Source organism: Cupriavidus sp. F041 (genome assembly GCF_057814235.1).
Window position 1 is genome coordinate 1,435,882 of record NZ_JBVASY010000001.1, and the last position, 21,343, is coordinate 1,457,224.

17 protein-coding genes are annotated in these 21,343 nt (G+C 68.6%); 8 read left to right on the plus strand and 9 right to left on the minus strand.

The annotated features are described in order from the left end of the window. The first annotated feature begins 3 nt into the window (after positions 1–3). A complete protein-coding gene (locus tag ACZY0R_RS06545) occupies positions 4–978 on the plus strand; it encodes a TauD/TfdA dioxygenase family protein (RefSeq protein WP_488857666.1) in 975 nt (324 codons plus the stop codon). A gap of 78 nt (positions 979–1,056) precedes the next feature. Then, the gene (locus ACZY0R_RS06550; protein WP_488857667.1) at positions 1,057–1,560 is read left to right on the plus strand and encodes a MarR family winged helix-turn-helix transcriptional regulator; all 504 of its coding nucleotides are present in this window, start codon (positions 1,057–1,059) and stop codon (positions 1,558–1,560) included. A 27-nt stretch (positions 1,561–1,587) separates the two neighbouring features. Here ACZY0R_RS06550 and ACZY0R_RS06555 read toward each other — a convergent pair whose 3' ends face one another. Further along, positions 1,588–3,861, minus strand: coding sequence for a xanthine dehydrogenase family protein molybdopterin-binding subunit (locus ACZY0R_RS06555; RefSeq protein WP_488859537.1), 2,274 nt, complete (start codon positions 3,859–3,861; stop codon positions 1,588–1,590). A gap of 161 nt (positions 3,862–4,022) precedes the next feature. Between ACZY0R_RS06555 and ACZY0R_RS06560 the strand changes: the two genes are divergently transcribed. After that, positions 4,023–4,748 carry a TetR/AcrR family transcriptional regulator gene (locus ACZY0R_RS06560; RefSeq protein WP_488857668.1) on the plus strand — a complete coding sequence of 242 codons (726 nt, stop codon included), beginning with the start codon at positions 4,023–4,025 and terminating at the stop codon, positions 4,746–4,748. A gap of 42 nt (positions 4,749–4,790) precedes the next feature. On the opposite strand, the gene ACZY0R_RS06565 is transcribed toward ACZY0R_RS06560, so the two are convergent. Genes ACZY0R_RS06565 through ACZY0R_RS06580 form a run of 4 tightly spaced genes read right to left on the minus strand, consistent with a single transcriptional unit; the run spans position 4,791 to position 8,200 of the window. Beyond that, positions 4,791–5,420 (minus strand): N-carbamoylsarcosine amidohydrolase, encoded by a 630-nt coding sequence (locus ACZY0R_RS06565; RefSeq protein ID WP_045238944.1) that lies wholly within the window; start codon positions 5,418–5,420, stop codon positions 4,791–4,793. Then, positions 5,413–6,531 (minus strand): 2,5-dihydroxypyridine 5,6-dioxygenase NicX family protein, encoded by a 1,119-nt coding sequence (locus tag ACZY0R_RS06570; RefSeq protein ID WP_488857669.1) that lies wholly within the window; start codon positions 6,529–6,531, stop codon positions 5,413–5,415. The genes ACZY0R_RS06565 and ACZY0R_RS06570 overlap by 8 nt, the downstream gene beginning before the upstream one ends. A gap of 29 nt (positions 6,532–6,560) precedes the next feature. After that, on the minus strand, positions 6,561–7,403 hold the full coding sequence (locus tag ACZY0R_RS06575; RefSeq protein ID WP_488857670.1) for an alpha/beta fold hydrolase: 843 nt from the start codon (positions 7,401–7,403) through the stop codon (positions 6,561–6,563). A 44-nt stretch (positions 7,404–7,447) separates the two neighbouring features. Continuing rightward, a complete protein-coding gene (locus ACZY0R_RS06580; protein ID WP_488857671.1) occupies positions 7,448–8,200 on the minus strand; it encodes a maleate cis-trans isomerase family protein in 753 nt (250 codons plus the stop codon). Positions 8,201–8,579: 379 nt separating this feature from the next. Between ACZY0R_RS06580 and ACZY0R_RS06585 the strand changes: the two genes are divergently transcribed. The 4 genes from ACZY0R_RS06585 to ACZY0R_RS06600 all read left to right on the plus strand — a co-directional run bounded on the left by ACZY0R_RS06585 (position 8,580) and on the right by ACZY0R_RS06600 (position 15,040). Further along, a complete protein-coding gene (locus ACZY0R_RS06585) occupies positions 8,580–9,734 on the plus strand; it encodes an FAD-dependent monooxygenase (RefSeq protein ID WP_488857672.1) in 1,155 nt (384 codons plus the stop codon). 83 nt (positions 9,735–9,817) lie between these two features. Beyond that, a complete protein-coding gene (locus ACZY0R_RS06590; protein WP_488857673.1) occupies positions 9,818–10,324 on the plus strand; it encodes a (2Fe-2S)-binding protein in 507 nt (168 codons plus the stop codon). Continuing rightward, positions 10,321–13,338 (plus strand): c-type cytochrome, encoded by a 3,018-nt coding sequence (locus tag ACZY0R_RS06595; RefSeq protein ID WP_488857674.1) that lies wholly within the window; start codon positions 10,321–10,323, stop codon positions 13,336–13,338. Before ACZY0R_RS06590 ends, ACZY0R_RS06595 begins: the two co-directional genes overlap by 4 nt. 391 nt (positions 13,339–13,729) lie before the next feature. Continuing rightward, entirely contained in the window at positions 13,730–15,040 is a 1,311-nt protein-coding gene (locus ACZY0R_RS06600) for an MFS transporter (protein WP_488857675.1), read from the plus strand. 62 nt (positions 15,041–15,102) lie between these two features. On the opposite strand, the gene ACZY0R_RS06605 is transcribed toward ACZY0R_RS06600, so the two are convergent. Then, positions 15,103–17,964 (minus strand): hypothetical protein, encoded by a 2,862-nt coding sequence (locus ACZY0R_RS06605; protein ID WP_488857676.1) that lies wholly within the window; start codon positions 17,962–17,964, stop codon positions 15,103–15,105. A 176-nt stretch (positions 17,965–18,140) separates the two neighbouring features. On the opposite strand from ACZY0R_RS06605, the gene ACZY0R_RS06610 reads away from it, so the two are divergent. Next, positions 18,141–18,827: a hypothetical protein gene (locus tag ACZY0R_RS06610; RefSeq protein ID WP_488857677.1), complete on the plus strand. Its 687-nt coding sequence runs from the start codon at positions 18,141–18,143 to the stop codon at positions 18,825–18,827. A 36-nt stretch (positions 18,828–18,863) separates the two neighbouring features. Here ACZY0R_RS06610 and ACZY0R_RS06615 read toward each other — a convergent pair whose 3' ends face one another. The 3 genes from ACZY0R_RS06615 to ACZY0R_RS06625 form a co-directional block, all read right to left on the minus strand. Continuing rightward, complete coding sequence (locus tag ACZY0R_RS06615) at positions 18,864–19,850, minus strand: VTT domain-containing protein (protein WP_488859539.1); 987 nt, start codon at positions 19,848–19,850, stop codon at positions 18,864–18,866. A gap of 185 nt (positions 19,851–20,035) precedes the next feature. Next, entirely contained in the window at positions 20,036–20,440 is a 405-nt protein-coding gene (locus ACZY0R_RS06620; protein ID WP_488857678.1) for a copper resistance protein CopQ, read from the minus strand. A gap of 151 nt (positions 20,441–20,591) precedes the next feature. Beyond that, positions 20,592–21,296: an FMN-dependent NADH-azoreductase gene (locus ACZY0R_RS06625; RefSeq protein WP_045240100.1), complete on the minus strand. Its 705-nt coding sequence runs from the start codon at positions 21,294–21,296 to the stop codon at positions 20,592–20,594. Between the last annotated feature and the right edge of the window lie 47 nt (positions 21,297–21,343).

Sequence of the window (21,343 nt, forward strand, 5' to 3'; positions counted from 1 at the left end):
GAGATGACCGAAGCCGTACTGGACCAGACAGAGAACGCAACCCGCCCCCGGCACACGGACGTCCCCCTCACCGTACACCCGCTGTCGGCCCATATCGGCGCGCGCATCGATGGCGTGGACCTGCGCGCGCCGCTGCCGGCAGCGGAGGTCGCCGCGATCCGGGCCGCGTTGCTGAAGTGGAAAGTGGTGTTTTTCCGCGACCAGCATCTGTCGCACGAGCAGCATATCGCCTTCGCCAAGCAGTTCGGCGCGCCGACCATCGGGCATCCCGTGTTCGGCCACGTGGATGGTTTTCCCGAGCTGTACTCGGTGGGCAAGCACCGCAAGGCCAACCGCTTCGAGGGCCATGCGGTGCAACGTCCGTGGACCGGCTGGCACACCGATGTGACGGCGGCCGTCAACCCGCCCGCCGCGTCCATCCTGCGCGGCGAGGTGATTCCGCCGTACGGCGGCGATACGCAATGGACCAACCTGGTGGCCGCCTACCAGGCGTTGTCCGAGCCGCTGCGCCGTATCGTGAACGAACTGCGCGGCGTGCACCGCTTCACGCCGCCGGCGGGCGCCAGCGCCACCGACGAGTTCGCGCGCGCGGTCAGGAGCCGCGCGCTGGTCAGCGAGCATCCGCTGGTGCGCGTGCATCCCGAGACCGGCGAGCGCGCGCTATACGTCAGCCCGAGCTTCCTCAAGCACCTGTCGGGCTTCGCGCCGCGCGAAAGCCAGCAACTGCTGGAACTGCTGTGGGAACACGTGGTGCGCCCCGAGTTCACGGTGCGTTTCAAATGGGAACCGGGCAGCATCGCGTTCTGGGACAACCGCGCCACCGCGCACCTCGCGCCCACGGACATCTTCGACCTCGACTTCGACCGGCAGCTCTATCGCATCACGCTGGTGGGCGATGTGCCGGTGGGCGTGAACGGCAGGCCCTCCAGCGCGCTGGAGGGCGATCCGGTGCTGGCGGCGCATGGGGCGGCGTCGTAGCGCGAAAAATCCCGCCGCGCGCGGCCACGCTCGGTATACTCGGAGGCACGTTTATCTCATGCCCGCAGACCGCCCATCGTGTCCAATTCCTCCGCGCGCAAGACCGCCGCGCAAAAATCCGCCGCCGCCGACTACGATTTCACCGAGCAAGTCGGGCACCTGCTGCGGCGCGCTTACCAGCGCCATGTGGCGATCTTCCAGCAGACCATTGCCGATTCGCAACTGACCGCCGCGCAGTTCGTGGTGATGTGCGCGGTCAACGAGCGCGGCTCGTGCTCGCTCAGCGAGATCGTCAGGGCCACCGCCATCGACCAGGCCACCGTGCGCGGCATCATCGAGCGCCTCAAGGCGCGCGAACTGGTGGCGGTCTCGCACGACACCAATGACCGCCGCAAGGTGGTGGTCACGGTGACGCCGGCCGGCCACGCGCTGATCGAGGAAACGGTGCCGTTCGCGCACCGCATCTCCGAGCAGACCTTTGGCGACCTCAATCCCGCGGAACGGGTGGCGATTACCTATCTGCTGCGGAAAATGAGTGAGTTCGACGAACGCGGCGGCACGCCGGACGGCGAGCCGGAATAAGGCTGGAATAAGGCGCCGATACGCGCTTCAGGCAGGCTGGCCCAGCTCGCCGGCCAGCGCGGCAAGCACCACCTCCGGCGTGAACGGCGCACGCCGCAGCCGCACGCCGGTGGCATCGAACAGCGCATTGGCAATGGCCGGCGCGCCCGGCAGCGATGCCGATTCGCCGGCGCCCATCGGCGCTTCCTCCTGGCGCGGCATCAGCACGACTTCGATGGGCGGCAGCTCGGGAAACGTCAGCAACGGATAGCTGCCCCACTCGCGGCTGGCCACGCCGGCGGCATCGAAGCGCACCTGCTCCTTGAGCACGCGGCCAAGCGCCTGCACCACGTTGCCCTGCACCTGGTGGCGCACGCCGTCGGGGTTCACCATCATCCCGGTGTCCTGCGCCACCAGCAGGCGCTCCACCGTCACCAGCCCGGTATCGGGCGCTACCGTCAGGTCCACCACCCAGGCCGCCCACGCGGCGCCAAAGCCCGGGAATTTGCTGTGGATATAGCGGGCGTAGGCCACGCCGCGCCCGCGCAGCAGCCCATCCGCGCCGGGCTTGCCACGCGAGCCGCGCGCGCCCTCTTGCCAGCCGGCGTGCGCCGCCAGCGCACGCAGCAGATCGGCGGCGCGCTCGTCGGTCAGGTGGCGCAGGCGGAAGGCCAGCGGGTCGGCGCCGCTCTCGTGCGCCAGTTCGTCGATAAAGGATTCGTGCGCGAAAACGTTTGGCAGGGCCGAGACGCCACGCAGCCACGAGGCGCGCACGATCGCGGGCGTATCGTCGCAGCCGATGCGCATGTTCGCGTACGGATAGGGTGGCACTGCGGTGCGGTCGCCCATCTGCAGCGTGCGCGGCGCGTTACCGACGATGCCGGTGAGCAACAGCGCCAGCGTGGGCGCATCGTTGGACGGATAGCGGCTGACGAAATCGTAGGCGAGCAGTTCGCCGCCGGGGCCGATGGCGCCGCGCACGTCCATCAGTTGCGCCGCGCCCTTGGGCTCCCACAAATGTTCCTGCTCGCGCGTGAGCTGCACGCGCACCGGCCGCCCCACCGCGCGCGACAGCAGCACCGCATCGGCGCAGACGTCGTCGGCGCAATTACGCCCGTAGCAGCCGGCGGCTTCCATCCGCACGATCTCGATGCGGCCTTCGTCCAGGCCCGTCAGCCGCGCCAGGTCGATGCGCAGCACATGGGGATTCTGCGTGCCCGACCACACTGTGAGGCCGTCTTCACGGTAGTCGGCTACGGCGCAGGAGGGACCGATCGAGGCGTGCATCTGGTAAGGCCACGCATAGCCGTGCGACAGCACCCGGCCCGCGCCGCGCGCGGCGTCGAACGCCGCCTGCGCATCGCCGTCGTCCACCAGGGTGCGGCGCGTCGCTGGATTGGTGCGCAGCGCGGCCTCCGCGTCCCCCGGTTCGTTCAGCGCGGGCAGCGGCGGCACCGGCTTCCAGTCCACCCGCAGGCGCCGCGCGGCCTGCATGGCCTGCTCCTCGCGCTGCGCCACCACGCCGACGAAATCACCCTGCACTACCACGTCGACCACGCCGCGCACCTCACGGATCGATGCGCGGTCGACGCCGCGCAGGCTGGTGCCGACAAAGTCGCCGCAATCGCGGCCAGCGTATGGCGGACGCACCACGCGGCCATGCAGCATGCCGGGCACGCGCACGTCGTGCACGAAGGTGAGCTGCGCGGTGGCCTTGGCGGGAATATCCACGCGCGCGGCGGCGCGCCCCACCACGCGGTATTCGCTGACGGGCTTGGTGGCGATGTCGTCGGCCAGCGGCAACTCGATATGCTCGCCGGCCAGCAGTTCGCCATACGTCAGGCCATCGCCCTGCCCGCCGCGCAAGCGCAGGCGGCCGTCTTCCGCGTCCAGCGCTTCGGGCGGCACGCCGAGCCGCGCGGCGGCGCGCCCGCGCAGCCAGGCCATGGCCTGCGCCGCCGCGCGCCGCAGCGGCAGTGCCGAGATCTGGATGGTGGCACTGGCGATGGTGGGCCCCTGGTTGGGCGTCAGTTGGGTGTGGCCCAGCGTCATCGCCACGCGCGCCGCCGGCACCTCCAGTTCCTCGGCCACGATCTGCGCCAGCGAGGTGCGGATGCCGGTGCCCAGGTCGACGTGGCCGTTGAAGGCCAGGATCTCGCCGTTGTCCCGCAGCGCCACGAAGATGTCCGGTTGCGCCGCGACATAGTCGGAAGCCGCGCCGGGCTGGCCGGGCGCGGGCCGGGGTGCTGCCTGCGGCGCCCGCGTCACCAGCAGGACGCCACGCGCCTGCAGCAGGGCGTCGCGCAGCGCGCCGGGAGACATCGGTGCCGATGCGGGGAGAGACGCGGACTCAGGTCCGGTGGCGGGGGTCGTTTCCATTCGTTCCATGTCTCGGATGGGCATGCGGGCGGGCCACCGGATTCCGGCTCCGCCCGCCGTGGCCGTTATACTGCCAGCCTTGAACAGCAAGTTGTATCAAACTTATGAGCACCCCGACCGCTAAGAAAAGCGCGGCAGCCGGAACCCGGGCCCGGCAAGCTCAGGACACCCGAGCCAAGATCCTCAAGGCAGCCATCAAGGTCTTCGCCCTGCGCGGCTACGAAGGCGGGCGCGTGGAGAAAATCTCCTCGCTGGCCAAGACCTACGACCGCATGATCTATTACTACTTCGGCAGCAAGGAAAAGCTCTTCGTCGAAGTCCTCGAAACCATCTACCTCCAGCTCAACGAGGCCGAGCAGGCGCTCCAGCTCGATACCGAGGACCCGGTGCGCGCGCTGACCCAGCTGATCGACTTCGTCTGGGGCTACTACCTGGACCATCCGGAGTTCGTCGCCATCCTGTCCAGCGAGAACATGAGCCAGGGCAAGCACGCCAAGAAATCGAGCCGGCTCAGGGAGATCTCCAGCTACGCGCTGTCCGTGCTGGACGGCATCCTGGAGCGCGGCAAGGCCGCTGGCCTGTTCCAGCCCGATGTGCAGGCGCGCGATATCTACCTGGTGATCGCTTCGCTGGGGTACTTCTACAACTCGAACCATCATACGCTCAGCGCTTTCCTTGACGAGCCCATGATGAGCAAGCCGGCGCTGGAGCACTGGCGCAATGTGATCCAGCGCACGGTGCTGAGCACGGTCTGCGTGGCGCCTCCTGCCATCGGCCCGGCGGCGGACGCCGCCGCGCGCAAGAAGCCGGCGCGCGCCAGGCGCGCGTAACCCTGGCAGCCGGCGGTCGGCGCGCATCGCCGGATGACCTTCTCAGGCCGCCGCCCGGGCGAGCATCGCCAGGGCTTCGTCGCGCGGCATCACCGTGGCGTATTTCTGCGCCATGTCGAACAGGTTGGCATCGTGCGGCCCGATGGCGCGGTCGCCCACGCAATCGGACAACACCAGCGGCCGGAAGCCCAGCGACATGGCATCGACCACGCTGGCGCGCACGCAGCCGCTGGTGACGCAACCCGCCACCAATAGCGTGCGCACGCCGCGCTGGGTCAGCCACGCCGCCAGCGAAGTGCCGAAAAAGGCGGATGGCACCGTCTTGCGCACCACCAGCTCGCCAGCACGCGGCGCCAGTTGCGGCACGATCGCGCTGTTGTGGCTGGCCTCCTTCAGCCCCAGCATGCCGGGCACCTTGAGCGTGAAGATGTTGTGGTCGCTGTCGTCGTCGGCGAATACGATGCGGCTGTGCGCCACCGGCCAGCCCTGCTCGCGCGCGGTGGCCAGCAGCGGCCCGGTGTTGGCGATGGCCTCGGGGATATTGCCGCCGCCGAAGACTTCCGGATTGGCGAAGCCGTTGACGAAATCGATGATCAGCAGGCCGTACGGCGCCTTGGGTTCCAGGGTGGCGCCGAAGCCCTGGCGCTCGTAGGTCTTGACTTCGTCATGCATGAATGGCTCCCTTGGCCCTTTGTTGCTGCACTTGCTGCACTTGCTGCACTTGCTGAACCTGCTGCGCTTGCTGGTACTCGCTGTCCAGCACCTTGCCCTTCTCGACCACCGCCTCGCCATTCAGCCGCACGGTGCAATGCCGCACAGGGATATCGATATGGCACGCCGTGGTGCGGCTGCCGCCGGCCTCGTTGTTGGGACCGAAGGAGCAGAGGAAGTTGCCCTCGAACGCGCGCGCGTCCATGCCGATGGTGGCCTCGCGGTCGTACATGGCAAGCGTGGACCAGCGCGCGCGCGGCTGCAGGCCCCAGCCGATATGCGACATGGCGTAGGCCTCGGGGTCGTTGAACGAGGCCATGTAGTCGCTCAGCAGCTCGGCGTCGAGGCCGCCTTCGATGCGGGTGACGAAGCCGTTCTCCAGCGTGATGCCGATGGGCTCCTGCACATACGATTTCATCGGCAACAGGATGTCGCCGCGATCGAGCACGATGCGCCCGTTGGTGCCGCCTTCGTCCGGCCAGGTCAGCACAAAGCCGCTTGGCCAGTGATCCCAGCGGCCGGGCTCGTCGACGAAACCGTACTCGCTGATGGCGGGAAACTCGCCGAGCGAGCAACGCAGGTCGGTGCCGGCGTCCGACACGATATGCATCTCCCGCGCGCGCGCCAGCCGCGCCGTGGCCGCTTTCACGCGGGTGCGGTCGCCTTCCGTGGGCACCAGCCGCACCAGCACCTCGGGCGGCTCCACCGCCAACAGGATCTTGGTGCCACCGGAGAGGATGTCGTGCTGCTCGGGCGAGAACAGCAGCGTCATCAGGTCCAGCACCAGGTCGCTGGCTTTGAGCGCGGCGATGGCGGCCGGGTTGCCGGTGAGCGGCGTGGTGCCAAGATAGGCCAGCGCGTCGCGGCTGAGCGCCTTGTCGCCGTTGACGGGCGGCAGGTCCAGCCGGTTGACGATGGCGCCCATCGCGGTGGCCGCCATCTGCGCCGTGCGCAGCGTTTGCGGATGCGTGGCGGCGCCGGTCAGCACCGTGACCGTCTGGCCCGGCTCCAGTTTTGACAGTGTGAGCACCTGGCGCCATGCCTGGGTCAGGTCGTGATCGCTTACTGGCATGTGTTCTCCTTTCTGGTGAAGCAGGCGGCTCAGGCGGCAGCCTGGTCCCGCAGCAGCGGCGCGCCCAGGAAATCGCCGAAGGCGCGGTAGAAGCCGGCCTCGTCGTCCCACGGGATCATGTGGCCCGCATCCGGCACGCGGGCAACCTGCACCGCGGGCAGCAGGCCGCGAATCTCTTCGATGTCTTCCGCGCGGATCACATCGCCGCGCCCGGCCACCATCAGCAGTGTGGGTACCTGCACCGATGGCATGTCCGCATGCACATCGTCGCGATGGAAGTCCTCGAAGCTGGTCACGATGGCGCGCTCGTCGCAGGTGTGCAGCCACTCGGCGCGCAGGCGAAGCTGCTCTTCCGTCCACGTGGGGCAGAAGCGGCGCATTCCCTCGGCGTCGATACCTTGCCGCGCCAGGCGGATCGAATCCACATACCAGGGCAATTGCGAGGGATAGGCACGGCGGCCCGGGCCAGACACGGGCGGGTCCACCATCACCAGCCGCGTCAGCCCGGCGGGGTTGCCGCGCGCGGCGCGGATGCCGATGCGCGCGCCCATCGAATGGCCGACGATGGCGTAGCGCACCAGGCCCAGCGCCTGCGCGAACGCCGTCACGTCCGCGGCTTGCGCATCCAGGCTGTAGTCCAGCGCATCGCCCGCCTCGGACAAGCCGCGCCCGCGCACATCCAGGATGTAGGTATCGAAGTGCTTGCCGAACTGTTCGCCGACAAAGCCCCAGGTCACGGCCGGGCTGGTGATGCCGGGCACGATCACCACGGCGTCGCGCCCTTCGCGCGCGCCGGTGGCGCCGCCATAGCGCAGGTAGTGCTGGCGGATGCCGTTGGCGAACACATTGCCGCCGTAGAGAAACTCGCTCATTGCTGACTCCTTTGTCGAACTAGCCGAACTAGCCGAAGGCGGTTTTAGTAGGCACCGGACAGCAACGCGCCCGCGCCGGGCACGACCGGCTCCAGGTCGAGCTGCTTGAGGATGGCGTAGGTGGTGGCGATGGCCGCGGTGATCACGGGCTTGCCGGTCATCGCTTCCACCTTGGCCACGGCCGGCAACGAAGGCATCTGCACGCAGGCCGACAGCACGATGGCGTCGACGTCTTTGGTGTTCATCTGCGCGACGATGCCGGGCAGCCTGGCGGGATCATGACGGCCCACTTCGAGGTTGTCGGGGATTTCCAGCGCGCGCCAGTCCACCACTTCGTAGCCTTCGTTGCGGATGTAGTCCACCACCAGTTCCGTCAGCGGCTTCATATAGGGCGCGACCACGGCGATGCGCCTGGCGCCGATCACCTTCAGCGCGTCGATCAGCGCACCGGCGCTGGTGATCACCGGCGCATCCGCGCCATTCGCGGCGGTATGGGCCTGCAGGCGCTTCTCCGAGACGCGGTGGTAGCCGTGGCCCATCGCCATGATGGCCACCAGGCAGGCGTAGCCCAGCACGTCGACGCGGGCGTCGCTGAGTTCCAGCGCGCAGCGGTCGGATTCGGCGTCCATGGCCGCCAGCTCCTCCTTGACCACCTTCTTCATGCGCATGCGGCTGGAGTGGAAGGTGAACCGCTCGGGCCGCACCTGCTGGCGCGCCAGCAGCATCGCGGGGATTTCGGTTTCCATGGTGGTGTTCGAGCTCGGCACGATCTGGCCGATACGGAAAATTTTCTGCACTGTCGACTCCGTCATCTATGTGTTCTGTCCACCCGCCCTGGCGCCCGTCTTCGCGGCGACGCCCTGCACGGCCGGCCCGGAGCCTTCAACGGTCTCCGTAGCCTGCGAACTATTGTAGTGTACACACGCTATTTGTACAACAAAACCGTGACTGGAAGAATATGCACCATTTCAGTGCCCACTTAATGAACCAACCCCTTGAATTGGGCTTATTTTCACGCTTAATTGGCATTTAATCGGCTCATTCACTTTGAAATCAGGGTTTTCCATAGGGGTGGCATGTCATTTCTTTACAAGCAATTTTCTAGTGTGTACACTCTATTCATCGATTGGCCAGACGGCCTGTTCAGACCCACATCACACCGCCAGGAGAAACATCGTGCAAGGCAAACCACGCATCGCAGTGATCGGCGCCGGACTGGGAGGGACGGTCGCGGCCGCCCTGCTGCAGCGCGCCGGACATCAAGTCAGGCTGTATGAGCAGGCGCCGGCGTTTTCGCGCCTGGGCGCCGGCATCCACGTCGGGCCCAATGTCATCAAGGTTATGCGCAGGATCGGCCTGGAGGATGCGCTCAACAACATGGGCTGCCACCCGGACTTCTGGTACAGCCGCGACTGGCAAAGCGGCGAAGTGATCGCCCAGATCCCGCTCGGCGACTATGCCCTGTCGCACTATGGCGCGAGCTACCTGACCGTGCATCGTGGCGACTTCCATGCCCTGCTGACCGAAGCGGTCGCGCCCGGCACGCTGCTGTTCGACAAGAAGCTGGCCAGCGTGGAAGACCTGGGCCATGTGGTGCGCCTGCGCTTTGCCGACGGCACCGTCGATGAGGCCGATATCGTGATCGGCGCGGACGGCGTGAACTCCCGCATCCGCGAAACCCTGCTGGGCGCCGAGCCGCCCAAGTACACGGGCTACGTGGCGCACCGCGCCGTGTTCCCGATCTCGCGCGTGAAAGGCTTCACCCACGAACGTTGCACCAAGTGGTGGTCCGACGACCGCCACATGATGGTCTACTTCGACACCAGCAAGCTCGACGAGATCTACTACGTGACCGGTGTGCCCGAACCCACCTGGGACATGAGCAAGAGCTGGCTGCCCAGCAGCGTCGAGGAGATGCGCGCCGCGTTCGACGGCTGGCATGAAGGCGTGCAATCGCTGATCGAAGGCACCGTGGAAGTGACCAAGTGGCCGCTGCTGGAGCGCGATCCGCTGCCGGTGTGGAGCCGCGGCCGCCTGGTATTGCTCGGCGATGCCTGCCACCCGATGAAGCCGCACATGGCACAGGGCGCGGCGATGGCCATCGAGGACGCCGCCATGCTGGCGCGCTGCCTGGACCAGACCGGCGTATCGGACTTCGGCGCCGCCTTCGCGCTGTACGAGGCCAACCGTGCCGAACGCGCCAGCAAGGTGCAGCTGGTTTCGCACAACAACACGTGGCTGCGCACCAACGAGAACCCGGACTGGTGCTTCGGTTACGATGTGTTCAGCGTGCCACTGGTGGAAGCCGGGCGCGTGGCCGTCGCAGCCTGAGCCACGTCCCGGCAAGACCGCCGGGCGCCCCCAACGGGCGCCCGGCCACGCGAGTGATGTTCTAAAACGCCCCCAGCCCCACGATGAACACGCCCCGCCCCCTGTGCCTCCGGGTCAACCGGACCACATACCAGCTCGATGCCGAGGTCGATCCCGGCACGCCGCTGCTTTATATCCTGCGCAACGACCTGGCCTGCAACGGTCCTAAATACGGCTGCGGGCTGGGGCAGTGCGGTGCCTGCACGGTGCTGGTGGATGGCGTGGCGGCACGTTCCTGCGTGATCCCCGTGAAAGCGGTGGCGCAGCGCGCCATCACCACGCTCGACGGGCTGGGCGCGCCGGGCGAGCCCGACCCGGTGCAGCAGGCCTTTATCGACGAACAGGCGGCGCAGTGCGGCTATTGCCTGAACGGCATGATCATGACCGCCAAGGCCCTGCTGGCGGAAAACCCGGACCCCGACGAAGCGCAGATCCGCGAGGCACTGCGCTTCAACCTTTGCCGCTGCGGCACGCATGTGGAGATCCTGCGCGCGGTCCGGCGCGCCGCCGTGCTGCTGCGGCAAGCTGCCGCCCCGGAATGCACGCCATGAGCGGGCGCGACCAACTCGTGATCGGCCAGGACAGCGTGACGGCATGGCAGCCGCCGCCCGAGCGGCAATGGCTGGCAGGCCACGTGATACGCCCTCCCGTACTGGAATGGCACGCAGGCAGCCTGCGCAGCGCACGGCTGCTTGGATGCGACGAAGCCGCTGCGCGCGCACTGCCCGGCGTTGCTTCGGTAGTGCGGCGCGGCGATTTCCTGGGCATTGCCGCCGACACGGCGCAGCAGGCCGCGCAGGCAGCCGGCGTGCTGCGCGCCCGCTGGCAAGCGCCCCCCAGCCCTGGCGCGCCGCTCACCCACCGCCTGCTTGCCGCGCACGGTGACACCACGCAGGCCATGGCGCACGCCACGGGCCGGAGCGCGCAAGACTATCAATGGCCGCTCTCCGGGTTGCAACCAGCAGGTTGCACCGCCGTCGCCGACTGGCGCGATGGCGCGCTGCGCGTCTGGCTGCCCAGCCGCAACCCCGGCGCCTTGCGCACGGAACTGGCGGCCCTGCTAGGCGTCGGCGAAGACCGCATCACGCTGGTCTGCTGGCAGGCCATGGACGGCGACAACAACGGCGCCGGCGAAGATACGCAGTACGCCCATCATGCGGCTGCCGATGCCGCCTTGCTGGCGCAGGCCGCCGGCGGCACGGTCCGGGTGCGCGTCGAAGCGCATGAGCTGGGCGCCACGCAGGCACAGGTCAATACCCATATCGAGAGCGCATGGACGGTCGATGGCGAGATCGCCGCTTACACAGTCAATGCGGCTGTCGATGCGCGCGGCAGCGCGGCTGTGATGGCGGCCCCGCCGCTTGCGCTATGGCTGACCGGCACGCCGGCGCCGGTCGGCGAGATCGATCTGGATGCATCCGGCGCAAGCGACGAAACCCGGGGCGACGCCATCCTGCCGCCCTACCGCTTCGCCAGCCTGAGCGTGACGCAGGCCGGCGCGCCCGGCCTGCCGCGCGCCGCCGGCACGCCCGCCCAGACGGCAAGGGCCTATGTCTTCGCGCATGAATCGCACGTGGACGAGGTAGCGGCAGCCAGCGCACAGGATCCTGTGGCCTTGCGGCTGCGGCATCTCGACGACGCGCGCGGGGCCGGCCTGGTGCGCCGGGTCGCGGCGCAAGCCAACTGGCAGCCGCGCGGCGAACGCACGCAAGCGAACCAGAATGTACGGCGCGGGCGCGGATTTGCCTATGCCAGCACCATCGAAGCCGGCGAAGCCAACGCGGGCCAGCCCGTGCAAAGCTGGTCCGCCTGGGTGGCCGAAGTTGAAGTCGATGCCAGCACCGGCGAGGTCAACGTGACCGGTGTCACGCTTGGCCATGACAGCGATGCGGGCGAGCAAGGCGCGGGCAACGCCCTGGCCTTGCAGCAGGAAGCCGCGCGGGCGGCGCAGCAACTCATCGCCGGCGGCAGCTTCGACAGCTGGCCGGGCACAGCGGCACCGGCATTGCCGGCACGGCACGACGCCGGCCTGCCCGCGCTCGCCACCGCGCCGTTGCCGCAGGTACGCATTGCCGGCGCGCTCGGTGCGGCAACCACCACGCTGGGTACCAGCGCGGCAGCCACCCTGCCCGCCGCGCCCGCCGTGGCCAACGCCATCTTCGACGCCACCGGCGTGCGCCTGCGCGAGCCGCCGTTCAGCGGCGAACGTATCCGCCTTGCGCTTGCCGCGCAGGGCAGTGCCGACGGCGCCAGCAAGCGAGGCGCCGCGCGCAAGCGCAACTGGCTGCTGGCCGGCGCCACCGCCGCCGTCGGGTTGTTCGCCACCGCGATGCCGTGGCGCGCGCCGATCGCGCCGGTCGCCCCGCCCGAAGCCGGCTTCTATTCCGCCGCCACCATCGAACGCGGCCGGCTGGTGGCCGCCGCGGGCGACTGCGCGGTCTGCCACACCGCACCCAACGGGGTGCGCAATGCCGGCGGGCTGGCGCTGGATACGCCGTTCGGCACCATCTACAGCACCAACATCACGCCCGATGTCGAGACCGGCATCGGCAGCTGGTCCTACGCGGCGTTCGAGCGCGCCATGCGCCAGGGCATTCATCGCGATGGCCGGCACCTGTACCCGGCGTTCCCGTACACCGCCTTCGCCAAGGTCAGCGATGGCGACCTGCAGGCGCTCTACGCCTACCTGATGGCCGCCGAGCCGGTGCGCACCAAGGCGCCCGAGACCGCGCTGGCCTTCCCCTACAACCTGCGTCCGCTGATGGCCGGATGGAACCTGCTGTTCCACCGCGCCAAGCCCTTCGAGGCCAATCCGGCCCGCTCGGCGCAGTGGAACCGCGGCGCCTACCTGGCCGAGGGCCTGGGCCATTGCAGCGCCTGCCATTCGCCGCGCAATGCGCTGGGCGCCGAACGCGGCGGCCGCCTCTACCTGGGCGGCGGCGAAGCCGAAGGCTGGGAGGCGCCCGCGCTGGGCAAGCTCTCGCATGCGCCGGTGCCGTGGACGGAACAATCGCTGTTTGAATACCTGCGCACCGGCTACGCGCCACATCATGGCGCCGCCGCCGGACCGATGGCGCCGGTGGTGGAAGAACTGGCGCTGCTGCCGGAGGACGATGTGCGCGCCATCGCGCACTATGTGGCGTCGTTCGGCGAGACCGGGCCGGATGCGGCGGCGGCAAGCGCGCAAGCCATGCTGCTCGAGCAGCGCAGCGCCACCGCGGCGCATGCGCTTGGCGGCCCTGCCGCGCGCCTTTACCTGAATGCCTGCGCGGTCTGCCACCAGGGCGACCAGGGCATCAGGCAGTTCGGCATCAAGCCGTCTCTCGCGCTCAATACCAACCTGCACGGCGACAAGCCCGACAACCTGATCCGCGTGCTGCTCGACGGTATTCCCACGCCGGCGGCAAGCGAACTGGGCTATATGCCGGCCTTCGGCGAAAGCCTCGACGACCGTCAACTGACGCAGCTGGTGCATTACCTGCGCGCCCGCTTCGCCCCCGACAAACCCGCATGGGAAAACGTGGACGACACACTCGCGCGGCTGCGCGCAGCTCCATCTCATTAAGCAGGCACTGAACAAAAACAGGCCGGCCTGAGGCCACCGATCCGTCAATTCCTGCGGCAGGCCACCTTGCCACCGCCCGCTGCCGCGCGGCACGGGAAAACCCCGAGGAGAAAACCGCCATCGCTCCCTTGCGAGCTTGTTTCATGTAGCTTACGCTGAACGCTTCATGTAGAAGGCACTACATGAGTGCCGGATGAAGGAAAGCGGTGCCGCCCCTGCACAAGGACGGCGCGTAACATCCCGGCCAGCCCGCCGGAAACCATAAAAATCGAACATCCATCACTGCGCAGGCCCTGGCCCGCTGCTTGCATAAGCAACAGCACCCAAGCGGCGACAGCGGTGGCAAAGATATCCACACGGTAGACAACGGTAAAACAGTAAAGGAGTAAACATGTCGTATCAGTATCAAGACGGCGCGGCGGGCGTGCTACCCGCGGCAGCGCAGCCAGACATCTATCGCAAGGTGACCTGGCGCCTGATCCCGTTCTTCTGCGCCTGCTACCTCGCCGCCTACCTCGACCGCATCAACGTCGGACTGGCCAAGCTGCAGATGCTGGACGACCTGCACTTCAGCGAAACGGTCTACGGCCTGGGCGCCGGACTGTTCTTCGTGGGCTACATCCTGTTCGAGGTACCGAGCAACCTGGTGCTGCAGAAGGTGGGGGCACGCATCTGGATCGCCCGCATCATGGTGACGTGGGGCCTGCTGTCCGGCGCCACCATGTTCGTCAACACGCCAACGCAGTTCTACGTGCTGCGCTTCCTGCTGGGCGCCGCCGAGGCCGGCTTCCTGCCCGGCGTGCTGCTGTACCTGACCTACTGGTTCCCCACTCACAAGCGCAGCAAGATCATCGCGCTGTTCATGATGGGCCTGCCCCTGGCCAGCATGATCGGCAGCCCGATCTCCGGCTGGATCATGACCGCCTTCGCCGGCATGCACGGCTGGGCCGGCTGGCAATGGCTGTTCTTCCTGGAAGCCATTCCCTCGGTGCTGCTGGGCGTGATGGTGTTCTTCTACCTGCCCAACGGCATCAAGGACGCCAAGTGGCTGGAAGCCGACGAGAAGCGCACCCTGCAGCGCAACCTGGACACCGACGTGCTGGTGGAGAGCAGCCACTCGCTCAAGGCGGCCTTTACCGACAAACGCGTGTGGATGCTGGGCCTGATCGACATGTGCCTGCTGATGGGCACGTACTCGATCGGCTTCTGGATGCCGACCATCATCCGCGACTCCGGCGTGGCGAGCCCGCTGCAGATCGGCCTGCTGACCGCGATCCCGCACGCGGTGGCGGTGATCGCGATGCTGCTCAACGGCGCCCACTCCGACAAGATGCGCGAGCGCCGCTGGCATATCGTGATTCCCATCCTGGCGGGCGCCGCCGGCCTGGTGGGCAGCACCTTCGTCACCGGCTCCACCTCCGCCACCGTGCTGATGCTGACGCTGGCCAACGTGGGCATCGTGGCCACCTTCCCGGTGTTCTGGTGCCTGCCGTCGACCTTCCTGAGCGGCACCGCGGCCGCCGCCGGCATTGCGCTGGCCTGCTCGATCGCCAACCTCGGTGGCTTTGCGGCCACTTACCTGCTGGGCTGGCTGAAGGACACCTTCCATAGCCCAAGCGCGGGCCTGATCCTGTTCGCCGGCTGCCTGCTGGCGAGCTGCTTCCTGGTGCTGGCGATGCCGGCCAAGGTGGTCAACCGGTAACAGAAAGCCAGGCTAGCCCGCCGGCACCGTGCCCGGCGGGCTTCGGGCGCCCGGCCGCAGGCTCAGTGAAGCCATAGGGCGCGCGCCACCGCATCGCCCTCCGCCCCACCGCCGAACACGCGCTGGCCAATGGCAAAACCCAGCTCGCGGTAGCTCTCCCACTGCGCCTCGTCGAAAAACTGGTCGCTGGTCGGCTCCTGCGGAAACGCGGGATGGCCGGCGCCATACTGCTGCACATCGGCCGGCGCCGAACCAATCATGCAGGGCTTGAGCAAGACGATGCGCGATACCGGCCGGCGCGTAGCGGCCGCTTCGGCGGCGCGGAACACGTTCAGCAGGATCGCGCATTTCTCGCTCGACGCCTGCCGCGCCGCCGGCAGGAAATCCGCCGGCGTGCCGAACACGCTGCCGAGCACATCGTCGCCGGCAGCCGCGGTGTCCACCACGATCTCCAGCCCCATGTCGATACGCGCCAGCCGGATCAGGTTGGCAAGATCGCCGAACTGGTATTGGGGATCCGCCCCGCAATCGCACAGCACGATCAGCGTCACGCCGCGCTCGGGACGCAGCAGCTCATACACGGCCGTGTTCTCGAAATGGCCGCCATCCGACAGATACTGCCAGCCGCGCCGCGTGCCATGAAAGCGCGCACTCAGCTCGCACGCCAGGTAGTACTGGGTGCGGAACAGCGTGATAAAGCCGCCCAGCCAGGGCGACCCGGCACGGTCCGCCTGCACGCAGTCGCGGTCGGCGCCGCCGGCGCGCGGCGCGCTGCCGGCATCCAGCGGATACGACGGCCACCAGGTGCCCAGGCGGAGGTTGGCCAGCCCCAGCAACAGCGACGTGCCCAGCGTGGTCGAGCGGCCCAGCCCGGTGGAGATCGCCGCGCCGGAGGTAGCGATCCAGTCGCCGAGCGTGCGCGACTGCGACAGCTCGCTGCCGCCCGCCTTGTGCGTCTCCGGGTAATACAGCTGCCCGTCCACGGTGAAGCGCACGAAGGAATCCGCGGGCACGGCGCGCGTGGCCGTGGGCGGCAACATGAAAGGCCCGGGCGCGATGCACAGCGGCTTGCCCTTGCGGTCGCGCTGCACCAGTTGCTCGGCGGGATCCACGGTGAGGTTGAGCGTGACGTTGATCAGGTGCAGCGGCGCCAGCATGGCGGGGTCGTAGTAGGTGTTCAGGCTGAGCGCATCGCCCGCCTCGGGCTCGGCCACGCTGAGCCTGGCACGCTGGCTGGCGTGCTGCTGCGCCGGTGCCGCCCCGCTGCCGGGCGCGAAGCGCTGGCCGTTGGAGCCGCCGAGGTAGGCGCGGGTCAGGCGGGCCGAGTAGAACTGCTGCAGCGTGGACAGGTTCAGGAAGCCGGCAAAGCGCCCGGCAATCAGCGTGAGCCCGAGCGCCATCGCGCTCAGCGCGGACAGCACCGGCGTGGTGTAGCCCGTGCCGAACACCAGCCAGTCGACCGGCTCGCGCCCATTCCACCTCACCCACAACACCAGCCACGACCACATGACGAAAACCAGCAACGCCACCACGGCGGCGGCGATGCCGGCCAACAGCGACACTGGCAGCCGCGACAGCCACGTCCCCCCCTTGCCATCGCTGCCCTTGCCGTCGAGCAGGCCCGCGCCATAGCGGATCAGCCAAACCAGGCCGCCCAGCATCCCCGCCGGACCGAGCGCGCCCCACGGATGGCCCGTAGCCTGCGTGTAGAGGTAGAAGGTACGCGCCACGGTATCCGCCACGCCCAGCGCCGCGAGCCACAGCGCCACGCCGACGGCATGGCTCAGCACGCGCGTGGCACGCACTCGGTAGGCCTGCACGGTGGCAGGCTGGCTCCGGCACAGCACAAAGCAGCATGCCACGCCCAGCAAGGTCAGCACCGCGATGGCCAGCAGCAGGCAGGACACCACCAGCCCCGGCCCGAGGTTGTGCAGCCAGGCGGCCAGCCCCAGCATGACAACGCCAGCCAGCGCGGCAAGGCGCGTGGCGAGGCTATCGAAGCGCAACGCCGGCCGCCCGTCGCCGGCGCGTGGGTAGACCAGCCAGTAAGCCAGGCCAGGCGGCACCGCGAACAGCAGCAGCGCGGCCAGCGGCAGCCATAGCAACTCGCTCCACCAGATCGCCAGGCCGCCCTCGTTGAACACCTGCCGCGCGTCGTGCAGCAGGTCCATCTCATGCCGGCCCAGGTCGAGCCAGGTCCCCACCGCGAGATGGCGGGACAGGGCCAGCAATGCCAGCAGCAACAGCAGCGCGCTGCCGATCACGTATTGCATGGCAAACCAGTTGCGCACCATCAGCGACGCCGCGTAGAGCGAATCGCCAGCGCCGGTGGGCGTCAGGTAGCGCCCGTTCTCGCGCAACCACGCCACGGCGGCGCGGCCGGGGTCGGCGGCGTAGGACACCGAGGAGCGAATGCGTCCCGGCGGCTCCTGCCGCAGCGTGCGGTAGGCAAGCGCGGCGGCCTCGGGCGGCGTCGTTCCCGGTTTCAGGCGGCCGGGCACGAACAGGCTGCAGAAGAAGGCGCCGAGGTAGCCGCCACCGCTGACGGTGGAGAGGTAATCGAACTGGCCAAGCAGCGCGGTCGTGGCTGGCGGGGGCGCGGTGAAGGCAGGCGCGGGGCCATCGCCTTCCTGTACGGCGTCCTGCGTGACATCAGGCATGGCCGCCGGTGTAGCAGGCTGCCCGCCGTCGCGCGCCACGTCATGCAGTGGCGCTCCGGGCGCGCCGGCCACCGGCGGCGGCGGCGTCTTGGCCAGCGCCTGCATCACGCCCAGGCTGAAGGTGGCGCTGCGAATCCCGCCGCCGGAGAGGGCCACGGCCCAGTTGCCGTCGCCATCGCGGATGCGCCTGGCAATGCCGAGTTGCCGGCGCCGGCGCGCGATGCGGGCCGACTCGTCTCCGGAAGCCTGGTCTTCGACTGGCATGCCGATCCTCCCTAGCAGATCCCCGCCCAAGTATAGGCGGCGCCACGGCGTGCCGAGACCGGACGGGGCGGCGCCCCCATGTGCGGCATGCCACACACGGGCATTTTCAGCGGACGCGCTTCGGTGTATGGTTGCGCACCTGACGCCGTCCCCGCCCTAGCGGCTATTCTTGCAACATGCTCCGCCTGAACGACCCCGAAAGCCACGCGCTGTCCCGCTACCTGTCCACCCTCGCCGCCTGTGCGGCGCTGGCCGCGCTGCCCGGCTGCGAACGCAACGAACCGGCGCCGGCCGCCCCCGCGGCGGCAACTGCCTCGGATGCGCAGGCCGCTCGCGCCGACGACGCCGCCCAGCCGGACGACACGCCCGTCTTCGCCCCCGCGCCGCTGGCCCGCCCGCTGGTGGCCCTGCGCGGCCTGAGCAGCATGGCGGACGTCCAGGCCGCCTGGGGCAAGCCGCCCGACATCACGCCCAACCAGGAAGAATGCGGTACGGCGCTCGATGAAGAGCAGCTGATGGACTACCGCTATCCGGATGCGCTGATCGAAGTGGGCCGCAGCGGCGACGCCGTGATCCGCGCACTACATGGCATTCCGGCCGGGCTGACGCTCAAGCTCGAAGGCCATGACATCACCGCGGCCTCCACGCTGACGCAGATCAACGCGGCCCTGCGCAAGAACCCGCACTGGAAGGTGGCCGAAGCGCCGGGCAAGGTGCGCAGCCCCGCCGACCGCGACGAGGATGATCCGCTCGAACACCTCGCCTACACCACGCTCTACACCCTGGATGGCGACGGCGACCAGTACCGCCTGTACTTCCTCGGCGACCGGCTGGTGGGTTACGCCTACTGGGTCGGCTGCTGACCCGGCGGGCCGTCGGCCAACTGGCCTGGCGGCGGACTAGCGCAATGCGCCGGGACCGCCCGCGTGTGGCGTGAGCGCCGCCTCGGCTCCCTCTTCGGCAGGGGCCGGTGTCACTTCGCCATGCAGCCGCTTCCACTCGTCGAAGCCGCCGGCCAGCGCCCAGGTATTGGCATAACCGGCGGACTTGAGCCGCTCTGCCAGGATTGCGGCCGACACCTCGTTCGGACACGCGCAGTAGATGACGATGTCGGCCGTGCGCGGATGGTCGGAGAGCAAGGCCAGCGGCGCGTTCAGGTCAATGGTCATGGCGCCGGGGATGCGTTCGGCCGCGTCGCTGCGTACATCCAGGACCAGCGGAAAGCGATCGCCGTGGCGGCGCGCCTCCAGTTCGCTCACCGACATGCGGGGCACGAGGCGCGTGCGGCGCAGCAGGCGCACGCGGCGCCAGAACTTCCACGCCACGAAGGCCGCGAACCCAGCCACCAGCACCATCACGGCCACCGGGCCATACGTGCTGAACGTGCTCAGGATGACCTCGACGAAATCGGTGAACACCGCGCCCACCAGCAACGCACCGCCAGCCCACACCAGCGCGCCGATCGCGTCATAGAACAGGAAGACGAGGAAAGGCGTGGACGTCATGCCGGCCATGGCCGTGGACAGCGCGCCGGCGCCCGGCAGCAACTTGGCGAACACCAGCGAGCGCGGACCCACCCGCAGGTACAGCGACTGGGTCTGGCGGATACAACTGTCGGGAGAGATCGACACGCGGCAGATGGTGCGCAGCATGGGCTGCCCGAGGCGCTTGCCGGCGAAGTACCAGGCCGTGTCGGCAATCAGGCAGGCCAGGATGACCGCCGCCAGCACCGCGCCCAGCGCCGGGCCGCCCTCGCGCATGCCGAGCGCGCCGGCGACGAATAACATGGGAACGGCCGGCACCGGCAGCCCGGCCTGCTCGGCAAGCACATTGAGAAACACCAGCATGACGCCGTGGCTCTCCAGCAAGGACTGCAACTCACCCACACCGATCTCCCGCGCTTGCGCACCTGCGCTGTTTCCGCCCGGCGCGAGCGACTCGCTCGCGCCGACGGGCATAGGTAGTAGTGTGCCACCAAGGCGGCACGGTGAAGTGCGTTGTCTTGCATGCCAACGTCAAAAACCCTGAAAGAACGGGCGATGCCGCGGGCGCGGGGCTAGCGCGCCGATCGTCAGGCGTGGGCGCCGTCCTGGAACGTATCGAACTTGCGCGCGGGATCCGAGGAAACACCGGAGCGATCCATGCCGGCCAGCTTTTCCGCGCCGTCCAGGAAGGGATCGACCTTCCGTGCCGGGTCAGAGGAAACGCCAGTACGGTCCATGCCGGACAGCTTATGCGCGCCGTCCGAGAACGGATCGGGCTTGCACGTCCGGCTGGCATCGGCGTCGGACGCGGCCGGGTCGAACCGTGCGCCATCGCTGTACACATTGAAGCGCGAGGCATGGAAAACGTAGCCATAGCGGTCCGCCGCCACCGGGCTGTCCTTGGGGCCGGTGGCTTGGGCGGGAGCCGCCAAGGCGGCAAGTCCGGCGAGTGCGGCCGAAGTCATCAACAGCTTGAGGCAATGGTTCTTCATGATGGTCTCCTTCTGGCGATCGGCGGATCGCCGCTTGCTTGCGGGGAGGCAGCGCATCGCGCCGGTCCGGCCACACGTGAAACGCGCGGTTAGACCAGATACGCCGCGCAGCGCGGCGTGGATGCAAAGAAAAACGTAAGTGGCGCAGATGTCAGGCAAGCGGGGCGCCAGTGAAGTCAGCCATGCCGTCCATGCGCCGCATCGCGCTGGCGACAGCGGCATCCACCTCCGCCTCGGCCCGCGCCACCGAGGCCGCCAGCCGGTCACCGCCAAATTCGTCGTATTCGATGGCTACCTCCAGCGCATCGTCAATACCGATGTAGCTGAACGCGGCGCGCACGCCGGGGGTGGCGTGGTCGAGCCGGGCCAGGCGGTCCGCATAGCCGTAGTCGCCGCGCGAGGTCAGCAGCACCAGTTGCTTGCCGCCGCCTGCCAGCATGGGCCAGTACGGCTCGCCCTCGCGTTCGCGGTCGAAGCCGAAGGTCTTGCCCACGCGCACTATATTGTCGATATAAGCCTTGAGTTGCGCGGGCATGCCGAAGTTGTACATCGGCACGCCGATCACCACGACGTCGGCGTGCTCGATCTCCTCGATCAGCCGGTCGCTCTCGGCCAGCAACGCATCCATCCACGGCTCGCGCCGCGCAGGCGGCGTAAAGGCGCTGCGTATCCAGTCGCCGCTGACGGGGGCGGGAGATTGCCGGCCCACGTCGCGGTAGGTCACGGTGTCGGTGGGGCGCGCTGTTTGCCAGCCGCGGACAAAGCGGTGCGAGAGGCGGCGCGTGTGCGAGCCGTGGGGGTCCGCGCCCGAACGCCCAGGGCGGGCGCTGGCGTCGATATGAAGCAGGTGAGTCATTCGGGTATCCGTATCGGTTGCGTCATGCATGAGCCATGCTCATGGCT